We start from the raw sequence: 23,284 nt of genomic DNA on the forward strand, positions 1-23,284 counted from the left end.
CAGGCTAGGTCAAAAATTTTGCTATTTTGATTAAAATAGCGTCATGTTGCCCCCCATTCTTATTCATCACTTTTTTCTATCGCTGTGATCAAAACGTGTTGTTATCAAAACGTTATCGTATGTTTGTGTTATCTTTAACTAAGACCTCAGTGATTACCCTGTTTTATATCTCTCATTCAATTATTCAGCGTTAATCACTCTGAATAAGGGCTGCATAAAGTCAGTAACGTTGTGAACGATCGAGAACATAGGTGATAGTCATGTTTTGACGTCAGCAACTGTCACTCACCCAAAGGCAGAATCCAGGATGGTGGATATAGGAAAATAAAAAATGGAGGAGCTATGTCGTCCAATCTTCGTGAAGCGAGTAGGGATAAGCTAGTCGTACTGAATAGTGAATATCATTATTACAGTCTGCCGCTCGTGGCCAAGCAGCTAGGTGATATTGGCCGGCTGCCCAAATCCATGAAAGTGTTATTAGAGAATCTGCTGCGCCATGTCGATGGTGACACCGTGCAGGAAGAGGATTTAAAAGCCCTTGTCGGTTGGTTGCAAACTGGGCATGCCGATCGCGAAATTGCCTATCGTCCTGCGCGTGTTTTGATGCAGGATTTCACTGGCGTACCGGCCGTCGTCGATCTGGCTGCAATGCGAGAAGCGGTACAAAGACTGGGAGGGGATGTTGAGCAGGTGAATCCGCTGTCGCCGGTCGATTTAGTGATTGATCACTCGGTTACCGTTGACGAATTTGGCGACGATCACGCTTTTGATGAAAACGTGCGTATTGAAATGGCACGCAATCATGAGCGTTATACCTTTCTACGTTGGGGGCAACAGGCCTTTAACCGTTTCCGCGTGGTGCCGCCGGGTACCGGTATTTGCCATCAGGTCAATCTGGAATATCTTGGTCAGACGGTGTGGCATAGTGAAGAGAACGGCAAGCAGATTGCCTATCCAGATACGTTGGTGGGGACGGACTCTCACACCACAATGATTAACGGTCTGGGGATACTCGGATGGGGGGTCGGGGGCATTGAAGCGGAGGCCGCGATGCTGGGCCAGCCAGTGTCGATGCTGATCCCGGATGTGGTGGGATTTAAGCTCACCGGAAAGCTGCGTGAAGGCATCACCGCCACCGACCTGGTGTTGACCGTGACACAAATGCTACGTAAACACGGCGTAGTGGGTAAGTTTGTTGAGTTTTATGGTGACGGGTTGGCGCAGTTACCGCTCGCCGATCGTGCCACCATCGCTAATATGGCACCGGAATATGGGGCGACCTGCGGTTTCTTCCCTGTTGACGATGTCACCTTAGATTATCTGACGCTGAGCGGACGCAGTGAAGAGCAAATCGCACTGGTAGAGGCTTATGCCAAAGCTCAGGGCATGTGGCGAGAACCCGGCGATGAACCGGTATTTACCAGCACGTTAGCGTTGGATATGTCGTCGGTTGAGGCGAGCTTGGCCGGGCCAAAACGGCCGCAAGATAGGGTGGCACTGTCAGGTGTTCCGCGCGCGTTTGCTGCGGCGACCGAGTTGGACATCAATACGGGCAAGAAAAAAGCCGACTCCGTCACGTTCATATTAGATGGGCAATCGCACCAGCTAAAAGAGGGCGCAGTGGTGATTGCGGCGATTACTTCCTGTACCAATACCTCTAATCCCAGCGTGATGATGGCAGCAGGTTTGCTGGCGAAAAATGCCGTGGAAAAAGGGTTAAAGGTGAAACCGTGGGTGAAAACCTCACTGGCACCTGGCTCCAAAGTGGTTACCGATTATTTTGACAGTGCTAAGTTGACGCCTTACTTGGAAAAGCTGGGTTATAACCTGGTGGGGTACGGATGTACTACCTGCATTGGTAACTCAGGGCCATTACCGGAACCCATAGAGTCAGCGATTAAAGACGGCGATCTGACGGTGGGGGCAGTGCTATCTGGTAACCGTAACTTCGAGGGGCGGATTCATCCGCTGGTAAAAACTAACTGGTTGGCCTCACCGCCGTTGGTGGTGGCATACGCGTTGGCTGGTACCATGGCATTGGACCTAAGCACTGATGCTTTGGGAACCGATAAAGAGGGTAAGCCGGTTTATCTGAAGGATATCTGGCCGAGTAATATTGACATCGCCAAGGCCGTGGAAGAAGTACGAACAGAGATGTTCCATAAGGAGTACGGTGAAGTGTTTGACGGTGATGAGGCTTGGCAATCCATTCATGTCACGGGTTCGGCCACCTATCCATGGCAGGAGGATTCTACTTATATCCGCCATTCACCGTTCTTTAATACCATGCAAGCGAAGCCGGATACGGTCAAAGATATTCATGCCGCGCGTATTCTGGCAATGCTTGCCGATTCCGTCACCACCGACCATATTTCACCGGCAGGGAGTATCAAGGTTGATAGCCCGGCAGGGCGCTATTTGCGCGAACACGGTGTTGATGTTAGCGCGTTTAACTCTTATGGCTCGCGTCGCGGTAACTATGAAGTCATGATGCGTGGCACCTTTGCGAACATTCGTATCCGCAACGAGATGGTTCCCGGCGTGGAGGGCGGAGTGACGCGTCATATTCCTTCGCAAGATGAGATGTCGATTTATGACGCCGCGATGCGTTACCAGCAAGAGCAGGTTCCGCTGGCCGTGATTGCAGGCAAGGAATACGGTTCCGGTTCAAGCCGTGACTGGGCGGCGAAAGGGCCGCGATTGCTGGGGGTACGCGTAGTGATTGCTGAATCCTTTGAACGTATTCACCGTTCTAATCTGATTGGTATGGGGATCCTGCCACTGGAATTTCCGCAGGGTGTTACGCGTAAGACGCTGGGGCTACGCGGTGATGAACAGATCAGCGTCAGTGGGTTACAGGATCTGAAGCCCAGCCAAACGGTCCCAGTCCATATTACCTATGCAGACGGCCGCGAAGAGGTCGTGAACACCCGTTGCCGTATTGATACCAACACGGAACTGACTTACTACAAAAATGATGGCATTTTGCATTATGTCATCCGCAAAATGCTTTAACACAAAAGGGCACCGTTATGGTGCCCTAATTGTTGCTGTCGGCGTTTACTGTTTATCCAGCAAATGCCCCATTTTAGCGGCCTTGGTTGCCAGATAGCGTTCATTCTTTGGGTTACGCCCAACGATCAATGGCACACGTTCGGTAATATTGATGCCTGCTTCTGTCAGGATCTCAACCTTTTTGGGATTATTGGTGAGTAAACGTACGGCATCGACGCCAAGCAGTTTAAACATATCGGCACATAAGGTGAAATCACGCTCGTCGGCGGCAAAACCGAGCTGGTGATTGGCCTCAACGGTATCGGCACCTTTATCTTGCAAAGCATAAGCGCGGATTTTGTTGAGCAAACCGATGTTACGGCCTTCCTGACGGTGATACAGCAGAATACCGCGCCCTTCTTCGGCAATGTGCTCCAGTGCCGCCTCCAGTTGGAAACCGCAGTCGCAACGCAGGCTGAATAACGCATCACCGGTTAAGCATTCTGAGTGTACCCGCGAGAGCACTGGCATATCGCCAGTAATATCACCGAAAACCAATGCCAGATGATCGTGCCCGGTGGCTAACTCTTCAAATCCCACCATTAGGAAATCGCCCCAAGGTGTCGGCAGTTTAGCCTCTGCCACCCGTTTAAGCTGCATGTTACTCTCCACAAACCTAGTCGATTCAATCGCTGCCCCGCATGGTACGTCCGGCTTGCTCGCCTGACCAGCACTAAACGCGTTGTCGCAAATTGCATTTCATGATTATCGACTATTTTGCCATAACTTCTTGCTCAGTGGTGCTCAGCAAACCAGCATCCACGTCTATCACTGCAATTGATATATAGTCTGTTTAGTATTTAGCGTGATGTAGAGAGTACAAGATTGTTACACTGTCTGCCGGGCTGCAAAAGAGGAGGGAACATGTTTGAGATAGCGAAACGCACGGCTGGCGGCGCGATTGTGCTACTGCTCATGCCGATAGCAATGTGGGCATCTGGTTGGCTGTGGCAACCAGGCGCGGATGATGCCCTGCTGAAGCCCCTGTTTTGGCTGACAGAAACGGTGACATCGCCGTGGGGTATTATCACCAGCGTGGTGTTGTCCGCTTGGTTTCTTTGGTGTTTACGTTTTCGTTTGAAACCGGCGATTGGGCTTTTTGTGCTGCTTTCAGCGGCCATTCTCATTGGACAAGGCGTCAAATCCTTAATAAAAGAAAGAGTGCAGGAACCACGGCCGTTTGTCATGTGGTTGGAACAACAGCACGGCGTTGATCCGACGTACTTTTATTCATTACATCGTAATCAGCGCAGCGCGTTGGTGATGACACAATTGCAGGATCAAGCACGGGTGCCAGAATGGTTACGTAAACACTGGCAGTTCGAAACCGGTTTCGCATTCCCATCTGGGCATACTCTGTTTGCCGCCAGTTGGGCGTTGCTCGGTGTCGGTTTGCTGTGGCCGCGCCGCCATTATAAAACGGTGGTCGTACTCATGGTGTGGGCGACAGGCGTCATGGGCAGCCGCTTACTGCTGGGTATGCATTGGCCACGCGATCTGGTCATGGCGACGGTAATCAGCTGGTTGCTAGTGACCCTAGCGTGCTGGCTAGCTCAGCGCTGGTTCGGCCCACTGACACCACCACGGGAAGAGCAACAAGAAATTGCGCAGAAGAAACCGCAATAAGCCTATCCAAGGGCGTCATAACCAATGACGCCTAACTCACGCACGCTCAGCATGAGCTTGAGGTGTTTGGGCCGCCCTATGCGTACCCCATTGCATTTTCTTATTTTGCCCCCATCTTTACCTACAAATGTGTGCTTTTGAGAAGCTTTCTCATTAATTTAAACCGGGGCGTCGTTTATCGCCGAATATGTCAGCATCTCTCTGGATTTATCACACTTCAGGGTTTCCCTGCTACGATTGGAAATGCTAACTTAATGGTTAGGGACGCCTCGTATGGGCATGATTCATCCGATTAACTCGGCATTGCGGGAAAGAATGTGAAATATTTACTTATTTTTTTGCTGGTTCTGGTCATCTTCGTGATTTCAGTCACATTGGGAGCGCATAACGATCAGCTCGTGACATTTAACTACTTAGTCGCGCAGGGCGATTTTCGGGTATCTACGTTACTGGCGGCGTTGTTTGGCACGGGATTCGTACTCGGATGGATTATTTGCGGATTGTTTTATCTGCGCACGCGTATTGCATTGGGGCGTGCTGAGCGTAAAGTCAAAAGACTGGAACTGCAGATTGAATCGCCTAGCGCGTCGGCGACTCAGCCCGTTGTCAGCAAGGAATAACCTTCTATGTTAGAGCTGCTGTTTCTGTTGCTGCCCATCGCTGCCGCTTATGGCTGGTACATGGGGCGCAGAAGTGCTCAGCAGGATAAACAGCAAGAAGCGAATCGTCTTTCGCGTGAGTACGTGGCCGGGGTGAACTTTTTGCTTTCCAACCAGCAAGATAAAGCGGTTGATCTGTTCCTCGATATGTTGAAAGAGGACAGTAATACTGTGGAAGCGCACCTGACGTTGGGTAACCTGTTCCGTTCGCGTGGCGAAGTCGATCGCGCTATCCGTATCCATCAGGCTTTGATGGAAAGTGCCTCTCTTACTTTTGAACAGCGTTTGCTTGCCGTGCAACAGCTTGGTCGTGATTACATGGCGGCAGGCCTTTACGATCGTGCTGAAGACATGTTTAGCCAATTGACCGACGAAACCGATTTTCGGGTTTCCGCGTTGCAACAACTGCTGGTTATTCATCAGGCGACCAGTGACTGGCAAAAGGCTATTGATGTCGCTGAAAGGTTAGTCAAACTCGGTAAAGACAAGCAACGTATCGAAATTGCGCACTTCTACTGCGAACTGGCATTGCAAGCGATGGGCAGCGACGACCTTGATAAAGCGATGACGTTGCTGAAGCGTGCGGCGGCAGCAGATAAGCAATGTGCCCGTGTGTCTATCATGCTCGGGCGTATCTACATGGCGCAGGGCGAGTTCAGTAAAGCGGTGGAATCGCTCAAACAGGTGTTGGTTCAGGATCGTGAACTGGTGAGTGAAACGCTGCCGATGCTGAATGAATGTTATGATCAGTTGCCGCAACTGCAACCAGAGTGGGCCAGTTTTCTCAAACGTTGTGTAGAAGAAAATACTGGAGCAACTGCCGAACTGATGCTGGCCGAAAGTATCGAGCAGTATGAAGGGCGTGATGTGGCACAGATTTATATCAATCGACAGTTACAACGTCACCCTACGATGCGAGTGTTCTATCGTTTGATGGATTATCACTTGGCTGATGCCGAAGACGGTCGAGCTAAAGAAAGCCTATTATTGCTGCGTGACATGGTGGGTGAACAGATTCGCACTAAGCCGCGCTATCGCTGCCACAAGTGCGGCTTCACCGCGCATTCACTGTATTGGCATTGTCCGTCGTGCCGAGCTTGGGCTTCGGTTAAGCCGATTCGTGGTTTAGATGGGCAGTAAAAACGGGGCGATGATAAGCCCCGTTTAATTTAACTCGCGTTACTTTTTTTTGCCGTTCTTCACGCCAGTTTTTAACAACTGACGCAGTTTTTTCAATTCTTTCTGGCTTAGTGGCTGTTCGATGGCTTCTTCCGTTTCCTGATTATCAATATCGCTGTGGTGCAGGTTGGCAGATTTTTTTGCGGCGGCTTTATCGGAAGGCGTTGTGGCTACAACGCTGCTCTCCAAACGCTGACAGACCTCAGCACTCAATGAGTGCTGGTTTTCCAGCGCTGCGGCTTTAATTTTCTCTTTCAATTCCAGCGGAATTTTAATGGTCAGTGTCGATATCTCGCTCATTTTGCAGCCTTTACGGATTAGGAGAATTCCAACCTAAGCCAGTAACTATCCATTGTCTAGTGTGTAATAAAAAATTAATATTATTGCAACAAGGTGTGCGAAGGAGACGAACGCGTAAATGGGGATAGGGCCCAGCGAACTGAGCCCAAGAACGAAATGATTATTTGTAGATTACGGCTGTGCCGTGCATCAGATTATTTCCCGATGTTGAGGTGATGCGGTAACCATTTGCGCCTTGTGCTTCTGCTTTGGCCGCCAGTTTAGCCTCTAAGCCGCTTAACGTCGTGGCATGGCCTGCAGAAACCACGCCCACGGCGGTCAAGCTTTCAGCCTGCTGCAGATCGATCTGCTCAGCAGCGAAGGTAGAGAAAGAGGTGATGGCCATTACGCTAGCTGCTGCAAAATATTTGATGCTTTTCATGAGTGACTCCAGTCATTTTAATTAGTTTGGAAGCGGCTTGCTTCCGATGAGTTAAATGATATACCAGCCAGAAAAGATTAAAATCGGAGACTCTTGAGTATCTCATTCAAAATTTTTGATTAATAATTTACCCATCTTTACGGCACTTTACGCCGTGTCAGATAAGTAACTCATGGTTTTTTGACGTTAAATGACGCAGCCTGCGTTTAACATTACGTAGCTAGCAGGGTGCGTCTTGGCTGGGATTTCGCTCGGCCGGCATGTAGAATGCGGCGGTCGAGTTTACGGGTGATGTCCATCCATATCCAACTTATAGAAGGGTGAAGAAATGAAGTCGGAAAATGAAACTAATAACAACGGGTTAAACTCATCTCCGATTATCGTTGCGCTGGATTACGCCGATAAAAACGCGGCATTGGCCTTTGCCGATCGTATTGATCCGCAGGACTGTCGTTTAAAAGTGGGCAAAGAAATGTTTACCTTGTTTGGGCCGCAATTAGTGCGTGACCTACACGAACGGGGTTTTGACGTATTTCTCGATTTGAAATTCCACGATATTCCTAACACAACTGCGCGGGCAGTGGCGGCGGCAGCGGAGCTGGGCGTATGGATGGTTAACGTTCATGCCAGCGGCGGTGCGCGCATGATGAGTGCCGCCAAGGAAGCTTTGCAAGCTTACGGCCAGGATGCGCCTTTATTGATCGCGGTGACGGTGCTGACCAGTATGGAGGCGAGTGACTTACCGGGAGTGGGCATCGATCTGAGCCCGGCTGCGCACGCTGAGCGCTTAGCTCGGTTGACGCGTGATTGCGGTCTTGACGGTGTGGTGTGTTCCGCACAAGAGGCTGTGCGTCTAAAACAAGCCTGTGGACAAGCATTCCAGTTGGTCACCCCGGGCATACGTCCTGAAGGCAGCGCAGCCGGTGACCAACGGCGCGTCATGACGCCACAACAGGCGTTGGCGGCGGGCGTGGATTATATGGTGATTGGCCGCCCCATTACGCAGTCTGCCGATCCGGCCGCGGCCTTGGCGTCCATACGTGCTTCATTAAAGTGAGGAATAACTGATGAAGGATAACAATAGCCAGTTAGTCTACTCTACCGACAGCGGGCGTATTAAAACGGAAGAACCTAAGCCACAGCGCGCGAAAGGTGACGGTATTGTACGTATTCAACGTCAAACGAGCGGGCGCAAGGGAAAGGGCGTTTGCCTGATCACCGGTATTGATCTGGACGATGCCGCGTTGGAAAAACTGGCGGCAGAGTTGAAGAAGAAATGCGGTTGTGGCGGGGCAGTGAAAGACGGTGTCATTGAAATCCAAGGTGATAAGCGTGATCTGCTAAAACAGCTGTTGGAAGCCAAAGGCATGAAGGTCAAATTAGCGGGTGGTTGACGAGTTTTCATGCCGCAGCGTAATGCTGCGGCATGATGCATCGTATGGCGAGGGCGTTAGTCCATCGTTTGCAGCAAAAACGACACAAAATTAAAAATAGACCTGAAAACGCTTATGGTTGTTAATACGTCAAAGCATTATCGCTTTTGCCCGCCTGCCTACCGCGGTTTCCACTTTTGGCCGGGTTATTTTCCAACCTGATTGCCAATGATCCCGCCGACCGCTGCCCCACCTAGCGTACCCAACGCGCTGCCATCGGTCAGTACTGCGCCACCGACGGCACCTGCACCCGCACCAATAGCGGTATTACGATCGCGTTTGGACATGTTTGAACAGGCACTCAGTGTAAACGCCAAAGTAATGGCCAGAGCGGCTGTGGCAAAACGTTTATTGATAATCATCATGACTTCTCCTTAGCTTTGGCTATATGGAAGTGCCTTAATTAGTATAGGCATGATCCATCAAATAGGCCTGCTACTCGCACCCATACAGTATCGAAATAAAAACAGGGTATTTTAAAATTAACAGCAATAAATAGGGTTTTACGGCAGTGCTGTTGCCGTCATTCAGTATAAATAGCGAGATAAATATTCACAGGTAAATATTCTTAAATTCCTGCGGGATTCGGAAACGCGGCGCGACTGGCAGTGTGAGCCGGGTTATTCAATGCGCACAATTGCTTTTCCAGCAGAAACCTGCGTGGTCTTTAGCCAGTTTTACCATACCTACCAATGTGGCTGCCTCGGACAATACGTTAAGGATACGTGACTGAGGAAAGCCGATGCTTAGCGAATTAAAACAACAGGTGTTTGAAGCAAACCTGATGCTGCCGCATCATCGTCTGGTGACTTTTACCTGGGGTAACGTCAGCGGTGTTGATCGGCCAAGCGGCTTGATGGTCATCAAACCTTCCGGCGTTGAATATGATGCGATGACGAGCAACGATATGGTGGTGGTGGAGCTTGAGAGCGGCCGGGTGGTCGAGGGCAGTAAAAAGCCGTCCTCCGATACGGATACGCATCGTTTGCTTTACCAACGCTTTTTGGACATTGGCGGTATTGTGCATACCCACTCTCGCCATGCCACAATTTGGGCGCAGGCGGGTCTGGATATTCCTGCCTGGGGCACTACCCATGCCGACTATTTCTATGGCGACATCCCTTGTACCCGTATGATGCGCGATGACGAAATTAACGGTCGCTACGAATGGGAAACGGGGCGGGTGATCGTAGAAACATTCCAAGAGCGGAACTTGGATGCGATGGCGGTTCCCGCCGTATTAGTGCATTCACATGGGCCATTTGCGTGGGGTAATGATGCCGAAAACGCGGTGCATAATGCCGTGGTGCTGGAAGAAATTGCTTATATGGGGATTTTTTCACGTCAGTTGATGCCAGACTTACCGAACATGCAACCAACGCTGCTGGACAAACACTATCTGCGCAAGCATGGCAAAAACGCCTATTACGGCCAATGATGAATAATGGGGCACGGATTAACGTGCCCGACCATCGTTACTCATTAACCAAGTCGTAGTGAATACCTTGCTGTGTAAGCTGCTGTTGATATTCCAGCGGCAAGCGTGAGTCAGTGACTACGCGGTTTATTTGCGTGAGGGGTGCCAATGAGTTGGGCTGAATCTGGCCGAATTTAGTTGAGTCGGTCAAGATAATATTCTCAACGCCTTTCGTCAGTACGGCGTTAACCACGTCGGCACGCATCATATCGCGCCCCGTGAAGCCGGTTTCTGCGTGATAACCGTCAACACCGATAAATGCCTTGCTGAAATGCACCTGCTGAATACACATTCGCGTCAAGGGGCCAACTACGGTCTCGCTTTTCTTCTGATACATGCCGCCCAAGACAATCACATCACAATCTGTTTCTTTAAGCAGGTGAGCGATGTAATGGCTGACGGTAATCAGTGTAATGCGCTTACGCTCGGCCAAATAGCGGGCCAACAATGCGTTAGCGCTGCCGCTTTCAATAAAAATGGTTTCGCCATCATTAACCAGCGAGGCGGCGTATTGCGCCAGCTTTTGCTTGAGCGCGAAATTAGACATCATGCGCGCATCGACATCGTCGCTTTCCAACGCCACCGCAGAGCCGTGCACCCGTTTCAAGTAGCTGCGTTTTTCCAGCAGGTTCAGATCCTGACGGATCGTTACCTCCGACACGCCAGAGGCGCGCGCCAATTCGCTGACGCTGATGCGCCGTCGATCGTTGACCAGTTGCAAAATGGTTTGTTGTCTTGAATTCATAATGACCTGATGTGCGGTTGCGAAAGGGCAACCGCAAAGATAAATTGTTTAAATAGTGTGTTCTGTTCGCGCGATAATATCATTTTGCGCGTCAGGGGATAATGCGGTAAAGAACGCGGAATATCCAGCGACGCGTACCACTAAATCACGATATTGGTCAGGATGCTGTTTTGCTGCCAGCAGGGTTTCGCGCGACACAATATTGTACTGCACGTGCCAGCCGTGGTAAGCCTCAAAGAAGGTGCGCAGCATGAGCATCAGTTTTTCTCGGTCGCGTGGATGCTCTAGCGTTGATGGATTGAGCTTTTGGTTAAGCAGCACACCACCGAGTATCGACGCGGTCGGCAACTTGGATAGCGAGTTGAATACCGCCGTTGGCCCTAAGCGATCGGTACCGGAGGCGGGGCTGGCGCCCTCTGCCAAAGGAGTGTGTGCTTTACGACCGTCAGGCGTTGCCATGGTTGCGGCGCCAAATGGGACGTTGGCGGAAATTGACGAGGTGCCAGCATAATAGGTGCCGCCAATTGGGCCGCGACCAAAGCGGGTGTTGTGATACTGCTTTAATTCGTCGATATAGGTTTGATAGGCTCGTACCAATAATTGATCGACATCATCGACGTCGTTGCCAAATTTCGGCGCCGCGTTAATCAAACGCTGCCGCAGTTGTTCGCCGTCCAACCCGTCGAAGTCATTGGCCAAGGCGGCCGCTAATTGCTGCTGGCTGACCAGGCCTTGTTCAAACACCAGCTTACGCACTGCCGCCAGACTGTTACCAAGATTAGCGATACCGACCTGTAAGCCAGAAACCCAATCATATTTGGCTCCGCCTTGTTTGATACTCTTACCGCGTTCTATGCAGTCATCGACGAGCGCAGAGCAGAGGATATCGTGGGCGTTCTCCTCCAATACGCTATCGACCACACATTCAATCTCAATAGATTTACGGGTGAAATAGCGGATCTGTGTATCCCACGCCGCCAGTATCTGATCAAAATGGGTGAAATTACCCGCTGACAGCGCCCCGGTTTGTGGCAGGAATACCTGCCCGGAGGTGGCATCGCGGCCCTGTTCTAAGGCCGCAAGCATCACTCGGGCGAAATTAATAAAGCTCATGCCGGTGCAGCGATAGCCCCATTTACCGCCGACTGCGGTTTCGATGCAGCCGATCGCCGCGTAGTCGTAGGCATCCGCAGGTGTCACACCGAGTTTGATAAATTCAGGGATAACAATTTCGTCATTATTGAAGGCGGGCATGCCAAAGCCACAGCGGATGACCTGCACACAGGCATCGAGGAAATCATCGCTGATACCGGCGTGATAACGCACGCTGAGATTGGGTTGAGTCGAGCGCAAACGGCCGCAGGACTCTAAAATAGCGTAAGACAAGGGATTAACCGCATCACAAGCAATGCCGTTGTTCAATCGCTGGCCGCCAATGGTGACGTTTTGATACAACGGGCTGCCCGCGGAGGCTTTGGAGTGTGAACCAGAACGAATTTTATTCACTTCCAACAGCTTCAACCAGCAGCTTTGCAACATTTCGATGGCTTGCTCGCGGGGGAGCGTTTGCGTCAGTTCAACGTCACGGCGATACCACGGATAGAGGTATTGATCGAGGCGACCAAATGAAACCGAGTGGCCATTGGATTCAATTTGCAGCACTAATTGGATGAAATAGCACAGTTGTAGTGCCTGCCAGAAGGTTTGTGGCGGCTGGTGGGCGATCAACTCGCAGTTGGCGGCGATGGTTTGCAGCTCTTGCTGACGCCAGCTCCGTGGCTCACTCAGCGCCATTTGGCGTGCTACTGCTGCATAACGCAGAATATGCTCGCTCAACGCTGTCAATGAAATCGCTATCGCTTTCAGAAATTGCTCTTTATGCAGATCGGCCCAATCGGTCAGTTGGATACGACTTCGGCGTTCGTCAACCTTTTCGCGCAATCCATCCAGCCCTTTATCCAACAGAAGAGGGAAATTGATTGCCAGGTGCGCGTCACCCGAGGTCATATTGCCTTCGGCTTTGATGATACCGCTCGCCAGCAACGCCTTTTGCTCATCAGTAAACATGCCATAGCAACGATCTTGTACCGTTTGGCCACGCCACCATGGGCACAACGCGTGCAGCACGGCTTTATCTTCTTCACCGATCGAAAAACCGGCGCCGGGGCGCTCAGAGAGATGGTCAATTTCGCTTTCTATCCAATTGACGGTGTATTCCGGGAACAGGGGAGCCGCGCGTAATTGACTGGCTTGATTGCCCACGATCAGTTCATCGTTTTTGATCCAAATAGTGCGATGCGCCAAATGGTTGGCTAAGGCCAATGCGCGACGTACCGGCAGCGGTTTATCCTGATGCTGTTGATAAGCATCGGTATAATGGCGGGCGCGCTCGGTGCAAACCGGCGGCTTAACGATATGAATCAAGGTATTTTTGTGTGCTTTAATACGTTCAGTTAGGGTGGTGAGATCCAGCGTAGTCATCATGTTATCCTCGCAAAATAGCGGTCAGTCCTTTAACGCTGGCGTAATCTTGCGCATAGGCCAGCAGTTCGGGGTCATCTAATGGCGTTTTGGCGGCGTCATACGGTATGTCGAGTAGTTGATATTTGTTGATACCCAGTGTGTGATACGGCAAAAAGTGGATCTCATCGACGCCAACCTCATCGGCAGCAAAATCGACAAGGCGGCGAACCGAGTGACGGTCAGCGTTAAAATCAGGGATCAGCGGCACGCGTATGATGAGGGGAACGGATGCTGCAGCCAAACGGCGAAAGTTATCCATCACGCGTTTAGCTGAGCCGTTAGTCCACTGCCTGAAGCGCTGTTCATCGACGTGTTTGAGATCGGCCAGCATCAGATCAAGCCAAGGCAGTGAAGGCGCAATGTGTGACCAAGGGATATGCAAGCAGGATTCAACGGCCGTATGGATACCGGCTTGAGCTCCCCGCTTAAGCAGCTCTGCGGCTCGAGCGGGTTGCATGAATGGCTCACCACCGGATAGCGTTAGCCCGCCGCCGCTGCGTTGGTAAAAGGGTTTGTCTCGCAACACGGTATGCATAATTTCGTCAATGTTTACCGCGCTACCGCACACGGTCAGTGCATCCGTTGGGCAACAGCCGGATAATGCGGCATAATCGCTATCAGTAAGCCGATTACGCTGGATGACCAAAGATTCATCACACCAGGCTATGGCCTGTGGCGCACGTGCATGGCACAGTTGGCAGTGCGCCAGACATAACCGCGGGTCGAACAAGATGTCTTGCTGACGTGAACGGCTTTCCGGGTTTTGGCACCATCGGCAGTTCAGTGAACAGCCTTTGAGAAAAATAACGCTGCGAATACCGGGGCCGTCATGGGTCGAATAGCGTTGCACGTTAAAGATCATTCTTCACCCTCTATTTTCTTTCGTAAATTAAAGTGGTTTCGAATGAAATTTGGTTTGATTTTAATCAATCCTTATCCGAATTGATCCCCTATGATGTTGGGAGTTTGAATCCGCCCACAAAGATTCAGGAGTCCGAAATGGAGCTTTACCTCGATACCGCTGATGTCACTGCCGTAAAACGCTTGGCACGTGTGCTGCCACTGCATGGCGTAACGACCAATCCAAGCATTGTGGCGAAAGAAGGAAAACCAATTTGGGAAGTGTTGCCCGCGCTGCGCGATGCGTTAGGCGGCATGGGTAAATTGTTTGCTCAGGTCATGGCGAATGATGCGGAGCGTATGGTGGCCGAAGCCGTATTGCTGCATCAACGAGTGCCAGGTTTGATCGTAAAGATCCCCGCCACCGCAGAAGGGTTGGCGGCAATCAAAAAACTGACAAGCATGTCGATACCAACGCTCGGTACTGCCGTGTATGGCGCGGCACAGGGATTGCTGGCAGCGCTATCGGGAGCCGAATATGTTGCACCTTACATTAATCGCGTAGATGCTCAGGGCGGGGATGGCATTGAGATGGTGCATGAGTTGCAGCAGCTACTGACGCTGCACGCACCGAATGCCAAGGTATTGGCCGCCAGCTTTAAAACCCCGCGTCAGGCGCTGGAGTGTATGCTGGCTGGCTGTCAGTCCTTAACATTGCCCGTCGATGTGGCAGAGCAGTTAATTGCTACCCCGGCGGTTGATGCGGCGGTGGCAAAATTTGAGCAAGACTGGCAAGGGGCGTTCGGCACTAATGTACTGAGTTAGCGCAATGGATGATGATTGAAGGCGGCCTTGAGCCGCCTTTTTTACATGCGCAATAGAGTGTAACAACCCGATGTTAGAACCTGCGCCAATATATCTTGGCGATGCAGTAATGCGGCATTATTTTTTGGCTTTAATCTTCCTGTCACTATTAATTATTTAATTTAAACCGGTCTACATCATGCAAACTTACCGTTAGTGACGACTCTCGCTGATTAACTTAATTTTGTTACCTGTGCATGGCAGCGAAGCAAACAATCCTTGTGATATATACCTTAATCAGACGCGTCAATAAATCGTGATGTTCTCTAACACGGCTATGAGTTGGATAATGAAAACAGCCTAAAACACTGCAGCTGAATTATGACGGCTCTAGTAATTTAGCTGATTGAGAAAGTAATTTCTTGGTGAAATAGATTAAATATATAAGGACGTTTATATGACCAATAAAGATTTCGCTGATTATTCTTCACAGTTGATCACAATTCGACATGATATACACCAGCACCCTGAATTAGGTTTTGAAGAACATCGCACTAGCGATATTGTTGCTGATTATTTGACGTCTTGGGGGTATGAAGTACATCGTGGGTTAGCGGGAACGGGCGTAGTTGGCACCCTTAAAGTCGGCGGTGGTAATAAGCGTCTTGGGTTACGTGCTGACATGGATGCTTTGCCGATTTTAGAAAACAACGGCAAGCCTTGGGTCAGCACAGTGCCGAAAAAAATGCACGCTTGCGGACATGATGGCCACACCACCATGTTGTTGGGGGCAGCGCGCTATCTGGCGCAAACGCGAAATTTCGATGGTACGCTGCATCTGATCTTTCAACCTGCTGAGGAGATGCTGCGCGGTGGTGCGGTCATGGTTGAACAAGGGTTGTTTGATCTGTTCCCCTGTGACGCAATTTTTGCCATGCATAACATGCCCGGTATGGCTGAAGGTGAGTTTTTTTTCCGACCGGGTTCTTTTATGGCATCAATGGATGAATATGCCATCACGGTGCAGGGATGCGGTGGGCATGGCGCCGTTCCGCATCTGACGATTGATCCGGTCGTGGTTGCCTCACACATCACTGTCGCGCTGCAAAGTATCGTTTCACGCAATATCGATCCCCTTGAGGCAGCGATTATCACCGTGGGCAGTATCCAGGCGGGTGAGGCGGCGAATGTCATTCCCGATCGTGCCGAAATGAAGCTTAGCGTGCGAGCATTAAAGGGTGAGGTACGCGCTAAGTTACGCCAGCGTATACTGGCATTAGTGAAGGCGCAGGCGGAGAGTTTTGGTGCTAGCGCTGAGGTCAATCATGTAAACGGTGCGCCGGTATTGGTCAACGATGAGGCGATGACCCATTTCGCCTATACCGTTGCCGTTGAACAGTTTGGCGCCGAACGTGCTCACAACGACACGAAGCCGCTGATGGGAAGTGAAGATTTCGCTTTTATGCTTGATGCGCATCCACAAGGGAGTTATTTGATTATCGGTAATGGAAATGAGAAGGGCGGGTGCATGGTTCATAATCCCGGTTATGATTTTAATGACCGATGCCTCGTGCCGGGTTGTCAGTATTGGTGCGCCTTAGTTGAGGCTTTTTTGAAAAAATAGTGGGCGGAAACAATCTGCAGATGTGATACCGCGGGCAATTTGTCAGTCGTCTCCGGGGGATGCGCCCCAAGGAATCCACAGAGAGCCAAGCAAAACAGTATCGAGCTGTAACCCATCGGGCACCTCATTCAAAGGCCGATGGGTTACGGTGAACACTCGACACGTCAGACGGCAGGGCGAGCAATCACACTACGGGTTTCCATGCGAACTTCGGCAATGGTCACTTGTAAACTATCACTCTGTCGATAAACAACCTCACCTTTTATCTGAACGGTGCCGGTATCCTGACTGCATACCAATTCATCGCGCACCGCGTGGATAAATGGCGCAGGAATAAAGGCGACTGCACCGTTATCCAGCAGACGTACGCGTAGCCCACCGCGGGTGACATCAATGATTTCGGCATTGAAGCGGCTATCGGTACCGACTTTATCCTTCAGGAAACGGGCATACAGCCAGTCACCCACGTCGCGTTCCGCCATACGATTTAGACGACGACGATCCGCTAATTGTACGGTGATTTCTTGCTGAGGTTTTTCAATGGATTGTTCAGCGATCACCGCTTTCAGCAGCCGGTGATTAACCATATCGCCGTATTTACGGATTGGCGATGTCCAGGTTGCATAGGCTTCCAGACCCAAACCAAAGTGCGGCCCTGGCTCGGTGCTGATTTCGGCAAAGGTTTGGAATCGACGGATACGGCTGTCCAGGAACTGTGTGGGTTGCGCATCAAGGTGGCGTCGCAGTTCGCAGAAACCTTCCAGCGTCAGCAGTTTCTCTGCATCGGCTTCAATGCCATGGTTTTGTAATACGGTGACGGCTTGTTCAACCAGCGCGGGATCAAAACCGGTATGGACGTTGTAAATACCGAAGCCCAGACGGTCACGCAGCACGATAGCCGCGCAGACGTTCGCGGCAATCATGCACTCTTCCACGATGCGGTTGGCAACCCGACGTTGCTCGGTGATGATATCCAGCACTTCGCCTTTTTCACCCAATACGAAACGGTAGTCCGGGCGATCTTTGAACACCAGCGCGTGCTGATGCCGCCAGGCGTTACGCGCATCACATACCTGTTTAAGCAGGGTGATTTGTTGCGCAATGGCTTCGCTTGGCGGTTGCCAGCCGGCTATACCGTCCAGCCAGTCGGACACCTCGTCATAAACCAGTTTGGCTTTAGATTCGATCTCTGCGGCGAAGAATTGCACGTCGTTACCCAGCGCACCATCGGCGGCGAGGGTCACGCGGCAGGCCAGTACCGGGCGACGCTCATTGGCACGCAATGAACACAAGTCGTCGGACAGATCGCGCGGCAACATCGGAATGTTGAAACCGGGCAGGTAGTTAGTGAAGGCACGTTGGCTCGCGATAGTGTCCAGCGTGCTGCCTTGATCGACAAAAGCGGTCGGATCGGCGATCGCAATGGTCAGTTGCAGAGCCCCGTCAGCCTTTTCCTGCACGAACAACGCATCATCCATATCTTCGGTGCTGGCGCTGTCGATGGTGACAAAGTCAAGATGGGTCAGATCTTCACGGACCAGCGTTGAGCTAGGTTGGTGAGTTGCGGCCATTTCTGGCGCTTCTTTCTCCAGATTGTGGCGTGCCAGCGTTACCCACCACGGCGCGAAGTGGTCTTCGGCGTCGGTAATAAATTGAGTCAAATCAGCATAAAAACCACGGTCGCCTTTCAGCGGGTGGCGACGCATTTCTGCTACTGCCCAATCGCCAGCCTGGAAATCATGCGTCAGTCCACGCATTGGACGACACTGAATCGCATCTTTCAGCAACGGATGATCCGGAATGATCGACAGGCGGTCATCTTTTTTCTGTACACGACCGACAAAACGAGACAGGAACGGTTCGACCAGCGTTTCGGGCTCAGCGATTTCGCGTTCTTTCTCTGTATGTACGGTAGCGACGACACGATCGCCGTGCATGACTTTTTTCATGTACGGCGGTGGGATGAAATAGCTCTTTTGACCGTCGACCTCAAGAAAGCCAAAGCCTTTCTCAGTGCCTTTAACTACGCCTTCAACGCGCGGGGTCTGAGAGTGAAGTTGCTGTTTAAGCTGCGCCAGCAGCGGGTTATCTTGAAACATATCGTCCAGTGAATGGGTTGTGAGTGGCAAGATTTGCGGCTGACAGTTTTACGCGAATCACCCGCTGCGGGCAAGCCTGATATTACGCTTTTCCACGTTGGCCGCATGATTTTTACGGATATCAGGCTCATTAGATCAGGCAATACGCAATGTGGGTTTTGCTAACACGGGGCGAATCACCACCGGGATAGATTTTGACGTTGGCGTGCCGGTGCCGTCACCAAAACTACTCAGTGGTACCAGCGGATTGGTTTCAGGATAATAGGCGGCGAGATTACCGCGCGGAATCGCGTAGCTGACCAGTTTAAATCCGCTGACTTTACGCGTGACGCCATCGTTCCATAACGTTTCAATCTCAACGTGGTCGCCGTCTTGCAGGCCTAATGTAGCGAGATCGTCAGGATTAATAAACAGAACTTCCCGTTGGCCGTAGACTCCGCGATAACGATCGTCCAAACCATAAATCGTGGTGTTGTATTGGTCATGCGAACGCAATGTTTGCAGAGTGAAGGGGGCGTGTTTACCCTCTAACTGCGGGAACAGCGTTGCGGGTAATGCGGCCGCGCTAAACTTGGCTTTGCCACTTGATGTTGCGAATCGCAGTTCGGCGGCGTCATTGCCTAAATAGAAGCCCCCTGGTAAATCGCAGCGTTGATTAAAATCGTTAAAACCACGGATTGTTGCGGCGATATGATCGCGGATCAGCGAATAATCATCGGCCAACGCCAGCCAGTCGAGCGGGTGTTTGCCCAATACGGCATTGGCGATACCGCACACGATTGCCGTTTCTGACCATTGGCTGTCGGATAAGGGTTTACCCACGCCTTCTGATGCATGCACCATACTGAATGAGTCTTCCACGGTAATAAACTGTGGCCCGCTGGCCTGTATATCTTGTTCGGTACGTCCCAGCGTTGGCAGGATAAGCGCATCGTTGCCGGTAATCAGGTGGCTGCGGTTCAGTTTGGTACTGATATGCACCGTCAAATCGCAGTGGCGCAATGCTTGGGCGGTACGCTCGCTGTCCGGTGCTGCCGCTGCGAGATTGCCGCCAAGCGCAATCAACACGCGCACCTCGCCCCGCAGCATCGCTTCAATCGCTTCAACGGTGTTATGGCCTGGCTCACGGCGCGGCGAGAAGTTGAAGTGTTGTGCCAAGCTATCGAGTAACGCTGCCGGGGCTTTTTCATCAATGCCCATGGTGCGGTTACCCTGCACATTACTGTGGCCACGAACCGGGCACAGACCGGCGCCCGGCTTGCCTAACTGGCCGAATAACAGTTGTAAATTGGTGATTTCCCGTACCGTGGCAATCGAGTGTTTGTGCTGGGTAATACCCATAGCCCAAGTACAAATCACGCGTGATGCGCCTTGATAAATTGCCGCGGCCTGGCGCAACTGTGCTTCGGTGAGCCCCGACTGGTTGGTGAGGGTGGCCCAATCGCTTGCGTCAACCTGGGCTAAGTAGTCATCAATACCGACCGTGTGCCGTGTAATAAACGCGAGATCGAACAGGCCGGGCTGCCCTGCGGCGATCTGCTGGCGATGCGTTTCCAACAGTGCTTTAACCATGCCACGTACCGCAGCCATATCGCCCCCCAAGTTGGGTTGGTAATAGGCGGTGCTAATGGGGGACGATTTGGGCGTTAACATTTGAAGTGGATTTTGCGGGTCGGCAAAGCGTTCTAACCCGCGTTCGCGCAGGGTGTTAAAGCTGACGATCCGCGCCCCCCGCTGGGCGGCATGTTTCAAGCTGTGCAACATACGGGGATGGTTCGTCCCCGGATTCTGACCAAATACAAATATCGCGTCGGCTTTTTCAAAATCATCCATACGAATGGTGCCCTTGCCAACGCCAATGCTTTGTTTTAATCCAATACCGCTGGCTTCGTGACACATGTTTGAACAATCAGGGAAATTGCTGGTTCCAAGCATGCGGCCAAATAATTGATACAAGTAGGATGCTTCATTGCTGGCGCGGCCTGAGGTATACAATTCGATTTGGTTTGGGGTGTCCATTTGTTTGATGTGGTCAGCAATTAACGCCAACGCATCGGCCCAACTGATAGGTTGATAGTGGTCGGTGGCCGCATCGTAACGCATTGGGTGAGTGAGACGCCCTTGATACTCCAGAAAGTAATCGCTCTGTTGCAACAGGGTCGACACGCTGTGTGCGGCAAAAAATGCGGGTGAGACTGCGTTTCGCGTCGCTTCCCAACTGACGGCTTTGGCACCGTTTTCGCAAAAGCTGAAGGTGCTGTGGTTATCATCACCCCAAGCACAACCGGGGCAGTCAAAACCCCGGACTTTGTTAACACGCATCAGGTTACGCAAGTTCCTCAGCGCTTGTTTACTGTCTAATACATAGCGGGTGGTGGCTTCTAATGAGCCCCAGCCGCCTGCAGCACCGGTATACGGCTTAATGGACGGTTTAAATTTCATCATGGTTTTCGCAGGTGATTGTTATTAGGGTGTGATCGCTTTTTTAAGCGTTTTGATTCTTTATGTCATAAGTTTAGGGTTGCATAACGCGGGCGTCTAATCGAATCGAGCAATAGTGGCATAGAGCGGGTTTATCGCGAGAGGTGACGACCGAGGGCAAAGCGCCCAATCTGAGGTGCCTTTTATACAACCTAAGCACCTAATGTTGCGGATACCGTAAACCTGCATTAACAGTGATTACTGGGGTGGTATAATTATTAATATAATAATAACTTGAGTAAATGTATGGATATCAAGCAGCTGATCTATCTGTGTAATCTGGAGCGTGAAAGGCATTTTGGCCGGGCGGCGGCAGCCAGCTTTGTCAGCCAACCGACGTTATCGATGCGATTGAAAAATCTAGAAAAAGAACTCGGTGTGGCATTAATTATCCGTGGCAATAATTTCGAAGGTTTTACCGCCGAAGGTGAGCGGGTATTGGCGTGGGCGCGGGAGATTGTATCGGTCTATCAGGGACTGAAGCTGGAGGTGGAATCACTCAAGCATGGTCTGAAGGGTACGTTACGGATTGGTGTGGTGCCTCAGTGTAGTATCTCATTGGCGCAATTGCTCAAGGCCGTCAGTGAGAAGTACCCACAGTTGGACTACCGTTTGTCTGTGTTGAGTGCCGATCGTTTGTTGGAAGCGCTGACGGCGCATACGGTAGATATTGGTATTGGTTTCTTTGAGTTATCGACGCTGAAAGAGCTGCATTTTCAGTCGCAACCGCTAGCCGATAGCGGGGTAGAACTGGTCTTTCATCCGCAGTATTTCCCGCAGTTAATCGGTGATGAGCCATTAACGTTGGCACAAGTCGCAGCGCTGCCATTATGCCTGGCTGAACCGACGCGATATTTTCGTCGCTATCTCGATCAACATTTCCGTGATGAAGGGTTAACTTTGCAGCCACGGGTGGAAACCACCTCTATTTTTCAACTCTTGCAGTGTATTTTTGTCGGGCTAGGTTGTGGGTTATTCCCGCGTGGTAATCTTTTGCCAGAAATGACGCCGCAGTTGCAGCATCGAACCGTGACCATGACGCCAATGTCACGTCATGCTGCCGTGGTAGTTGCGGAACCCGGCCGCGCTACACCATTGGCGCAACACTTTTTTGATGCGGCGCAGGGGTGGTTGTTGCAATGAGGGGATCATTGCATCGCCAGCAATTTTCCCCTGGTGCTATGTTCGCCTAAGTGGGGCAGCCGTCAGAACCGCCCACCATCACGACGCCAAGCATCGGCGGTAAGCGCCTCGCCGAAGTGGCTGGCAATCAGACGCTTGGTGAGATCGTGCAGTGGTGCGGCCAGCACTTCCGCGGTACTGCCACGTTCGACGATTTCACCTTCATGCATCACCATCACCTGATCGCTAATATGTTTCATCATGCCTAAGTGCTGAGTAACATAAATGTAAGAAATTCCATGTTTTTCCTGCAATTCAAGCATCAGGTTGATGATTTGCGAGCGCATTGACATATCCAGAGAAGCCAGGGCTTCGTCGGCGACGATCACTTTAGGCTGGAGAATTAACGCGCGTGCTAAGGCTACGCGTTGTTTCTGCCCAGAGGCCAGCATATGCGGATAATAATAGGCGTGATCGGGCAACATCCCCACTTGACGCAAGGTCTGGATGATACGCTGCTCACGTTCCGGCGCTTCCAAATCGGTATTCAACCGCAATGGGGCATCCAGTAGCTGGCCAATGCGTTGACGTGGGTTAAGCGAGGTACTGGGATCCTGAAAAATCATACGGATACGCTGGCTGCGATAGCGATAATCACCAAACGATAAGGGATGATCGTCGATCAATAATTGGCCGGAAGACGGCTCGACCATGCCAGATAGCATTTTAGCCAGCGTGGATTTGCCTGAGCCATTTTCACCGATGATGGCAAGCGTCTGGCGCTCCCGCAGGGTAAAACTGACCGATTTTACCGCTTCGACATGCTGCCGGCGGAACAACCCGGTTCGGTAGCGGTAGGTTTTCGTCAGGTTACGCACTTCCAGTAACGTTTCCATA

At 51.3% G+C, this 23,284-nt stretch carries 20 protein-coding genes; 10 read left to right on the forward strand and 10 right to left on the reverse strand.

What is annotated here, in order from left to right; all coding sequences use genetic code 11:
* The first annotated feature begins 342 nt into the window (after positions 1 to 342).
* Positions 343 to 3,015, forward strand: coding sequence for an aconitate hydratase AcnA (gene acnA, locus ACQKDS_RS11205; RefSeq protein ID WP_399670093.1), 2,673 nt, complete (start codon positions 343 to 345; stop codon positions 3,013 to 3,015).
* Positions 3,016 to 3,060: 45 nt separating this feature from the next.
* Here the strand turns inward: acnA and ribA are convergent, their stop codons facing one another.
* The gene (gene ribA, locus ACQKDS_RS11210) at positions 3,061 to 3,654 is read right to left on the reverse strand and encodes a GTP cyclohydrolase II (protein WP_399670096.1); all 594 of its coding nucleotides are present in this window, start codon (positions 3,652 to 3,654) and stop codon (positions 3,061 to 3,063) included.
* A 264-nt stretch (positions 3,655 to 3,918) separates the two neighbouring features.
* Between ribA and pgpB the strand changes: the two genes are divergently transcribed.
* The 3 genes from pgpB (at position 3,919) to lapB (ending at position 6,479) form a co-directional block, all read left to right on the forward strand.
* Positions 3,919 to 4,680 carry a phosphatidylglycerophosphatase B gene (gene pgpB / locus ACQKDS_RS11215; protein WP_399670099.1) on the forward strand — a complete coding sequence of 254 codons (762 nt, stop codon included), beginning with the start codon at positions 3,919 to 3,921 and terminating at the stop codon, positions 4,678 to 4,680.
* Positions 4,681 to 4,997: 317 nt separating this feature from the next.
* The gene (locus ACQKDS_RS11220; RefSeq protein ID WP_399670102.1) at positions 4,998 to 5,300 is read left to right on the forward strand and encodes a LapA family protein; all 303 of its coding nucleotides are present in this window, start codon (positions 4,998 to 5,000) and stop codon (positions 5,298 to 5,300) included.
* 6 nt (positions 5,301 to 5,306) lie between these two features.
* Positions 5,307 to 6,479: a lipopolysaccharide assembly protein LapB gene (gene lapB / locus ACQKDS_RS11225; protein ID WP_399670105.1), complete on the forward strand. Its 1,173-nt coding sequence runs from the start codon at positions 5,307 to 5,309 to the stop codon at positions 6,477 to 6,479.
* Positions 6,480 to 6,518: 39 nt separating this feature from the next.
* Here lapB and ACQKDS_RS11230 read toward each other — a convergent pair whose 3' ends face one another.
* Both ACQKDS_RS11230 and bhsA read right to left on the reverse strand, forming a co-directional pair.
* Positions 6,519 to 6,818, reverse strand: coding sequence for an Arc family DNA-binding protein (locus tag ACQKDS_RS11230; RefSeq protein ID WP_399670108.1), 300 nt, complete (start codon positions 6,816 to 6,818; stop codon positions 6,519 to 6,521).
* Between the two features lie 160 nt (positions 6,819 to 6,978).
* Positions 6,979 to 7,239 (reverse strand): multiple stress resistance protein BhsA, encoded by a 261-nt coding sequence (gene bhsA / locus ACQKDS_RS11235; RefSeq protein WP_399670112.1) that lies wholly within the window; start codon positions 7,237 to 7,239, stop codon positions 6,979 to 6,981.
* 328 nt (positions 7,240 to 7,567) lie between these two features.
* On the opposite strand from bhsA, the gene pyrF reads away from it, so the two are divergent.
* Positions 7,568 to 8,296, forward strand: a complete 729-nt coding sequence (gene pyrF / locus ACQKDS_RS11240) for an orotidine-5'-phosphate decarboxylase (RefSeq protein WP_399670114.1) — start codon at positions 7,568 to 7,570, stop codon at positions 8,294 to 8,296.
* A gap of 10 nt (positions 8,297 to 8,306) precedes the next feature.
* Positions 8,307 to 8,633, forward strand: coding sequence for a stress response translation initiation inhibitor YciH (yciH, locus tag ACQKDS_RS11245; protein ID WP_399670117.1), 327 nt, complete (start codon positions 8,307 to 8,309; stop codon positions 8,631 to 8,633).
* 185 nt (positions 8,634 to 8,818) lie between these two features.
* Here yciH and osmB read toward each other — a convergent pair whose 3' ends face one another.
* A complete protein-coding gene (osmB, locus tag ACQKDS_RS11250; RefSeq protein ID WP_399670120.1) occupies positions 8,819 to 9,037 on the reverse strand; it encodes an osmotically-inducible lipoprotein OsmB in 219 nt (72 codons plus the stop codon).
* Between the two features lie 377 nt (positions 9,038 to 9,414).
* On the opposite strand from osmB, the gene araD reads away from it, so the two are divergent.
* Positions 9,415 to 10,110, forward strand: coding sequence for an L-ribulose-5-phosphate 4-epimerase (araD, locus tag ACQKDS_RS11255; protein ID WP_399670123.1), 696 nt, complete (start codon positions 9,415 to 9,417; stop codon positions 10,108 to 10,110).
* A gap of 37 nt (positions 10,111 to 10,147) precedes the next feature.
* Here the strand turns inward: araD and ACQKDS_RS11260 are convergent, their stop codons facing one another.
* Genes ACQKDS_RS11260 through ACQKDS_RS11270 form a run of 3 tightly spaced genes read right to left on the reverse strand, consistent with a single transcriptional unit; the run spans position 10,148 to position 14,279 of the window.
* Entirely contained in the window at positions 10,148 to 10,894 is a 747-nt protein-coding gene (locus tag ACQKDS_RS11260; RefSeq protein ID WP_399670126.1) for a DNA-binding transcriptional regulator YciT, read from the reverse strand.
* A gap of 48 nt (positions 10,895 to 10,942) precedes the next feature.
* Positions 10,943 to 13,375, reverse strand: coding sequence for a formate C-acetyltransferase/glycerol dehydratase family glycyl radical enzyme (locus ACQKDS_RS11265; protein ID WP_399670289.1), 2,433 nt, complete (start codon positions 13,373 to 13,375; stop codon positions 10,943 to 10,945).
* 4 nt (positions 13,376 to 13,379) lie between these two features.
* The gene (locus ACQKDS_RS11270; RefSeq protein ID WP_399670129.1) at positions 13,380 to 14,279 is read right to left on the reverse strand and encodes a glycyl-radical enzyme activating protein; all 900 of its coding nucleotides are present in this window, start codon (positions 14,277 to 14,279) and stop codon (positions 13,380 to 13,382) included.
* A 137-nt stretch (positions 14,280 to 14,416) separates the two neighbouring features.
* Between ACQKDS_RS11270 and fsa the strand changes: the two genes are divergently transcribed.
* Both fsa and ACQKDS_RS11280 read left to right on the forward strand, forming a co-directional pair.
* Complete coding sequence (gene fsa / locus ACQKDS_RS11275; protein ID WP_399670132.1) at positions 14,417 to 15,082, forward strand: fructose-6-phosphate aldolase; 666 nt, start codon at positions 14,417 to 14,419, stop codon at positions 15,080 to 15,082.
* Positions 15,083 to 15,518: 436 nt separating this feature from the next.
* Positions 15,519 to 16,685 carry a M20 aminoacylase family protein gene (locus ACQKDS_RS11280; RefSeq protein ID WP_399670135.1) on the forward strand — a complete coding sequence of 389 codons (1,167 nt, stop codon included), beginning with the start codon at positions 15,519 to 15,521 and terminating at the stop codon, positions 16,683 to 16,685.
* Positions 16,686 to 16,849: 164 nt separating this feature from the next.
* Here ACQKDS_RS11280 and ACQKDS_RS11285 read toward each other — a convergent pair whose 3' ends face one another.
* Entirely contained in the window at positions 16,850 to 18,784 is a 1,935-nt protein-coding gene (locus ACQKDS_RS11285; RefSeq protein WP_399670138.1) for an exoribonuclease II, read from the reverse strand.
* 135 nt (positions 18,785 to 18,919) lie between these two features.
* Positions 18,920 to 21,226, reverse strand: coding sequence for an FdhF/YdeP family oxidoreductase (locus ACQKDS_RS11290; RefSeq protein ID WP_399670292.1), 2,307 nt, complete (start codon positions 21,224 to 21,226; stop codon positions 18,920 to 18,922).
* A gap of 285 nt (positions 21,227 to 21,511) precedes the next feature.
* On the opposite strand from ACQKDS_RS11290, the gene ACQKDS_RS11295 reads away from it, so the two are divergent.
* On the forward strand, positions 21,512 to 22,408 hold the full coding sequence (locus ACQKDS_RS11295) for a LysR family transcriptional regulator (RefSeq protein ID WP_399670141.1): 897 nt from the start codon (positions 21,512 to 21,514) through the stop codon (positions 22,406 to 22,408).
* 62 nt (positions 22,409 to 22,470) lie between these two features.
* Here the strand turns inward: ACQKDS_RS11295 and sapF are convergent, their stop codons facing one another.
* A complete protein-coding gene (gene sapF / locus ACQKDS_RS11300) occupies positions 22,471 to 23,283 on the reverse strand; it encodes a putrescine export ABC transporter ATP-binding protein SapF (protein WP_399670144.1) in 813 nt (270 codons plus the stop codon).
* Position 23,284: the final 1 nt, after the last annotated feature.

Origin of the sequence: Serratia sp. NPDC078593 (assembly GCF_050268245.1) — a bacterium.
Taxonomy (GTDB): Bacteria; Pseudomonadota; Gammaproteobacteria; order Enterobacterales; family Enterobacteriaceae; genus JBNNGK01.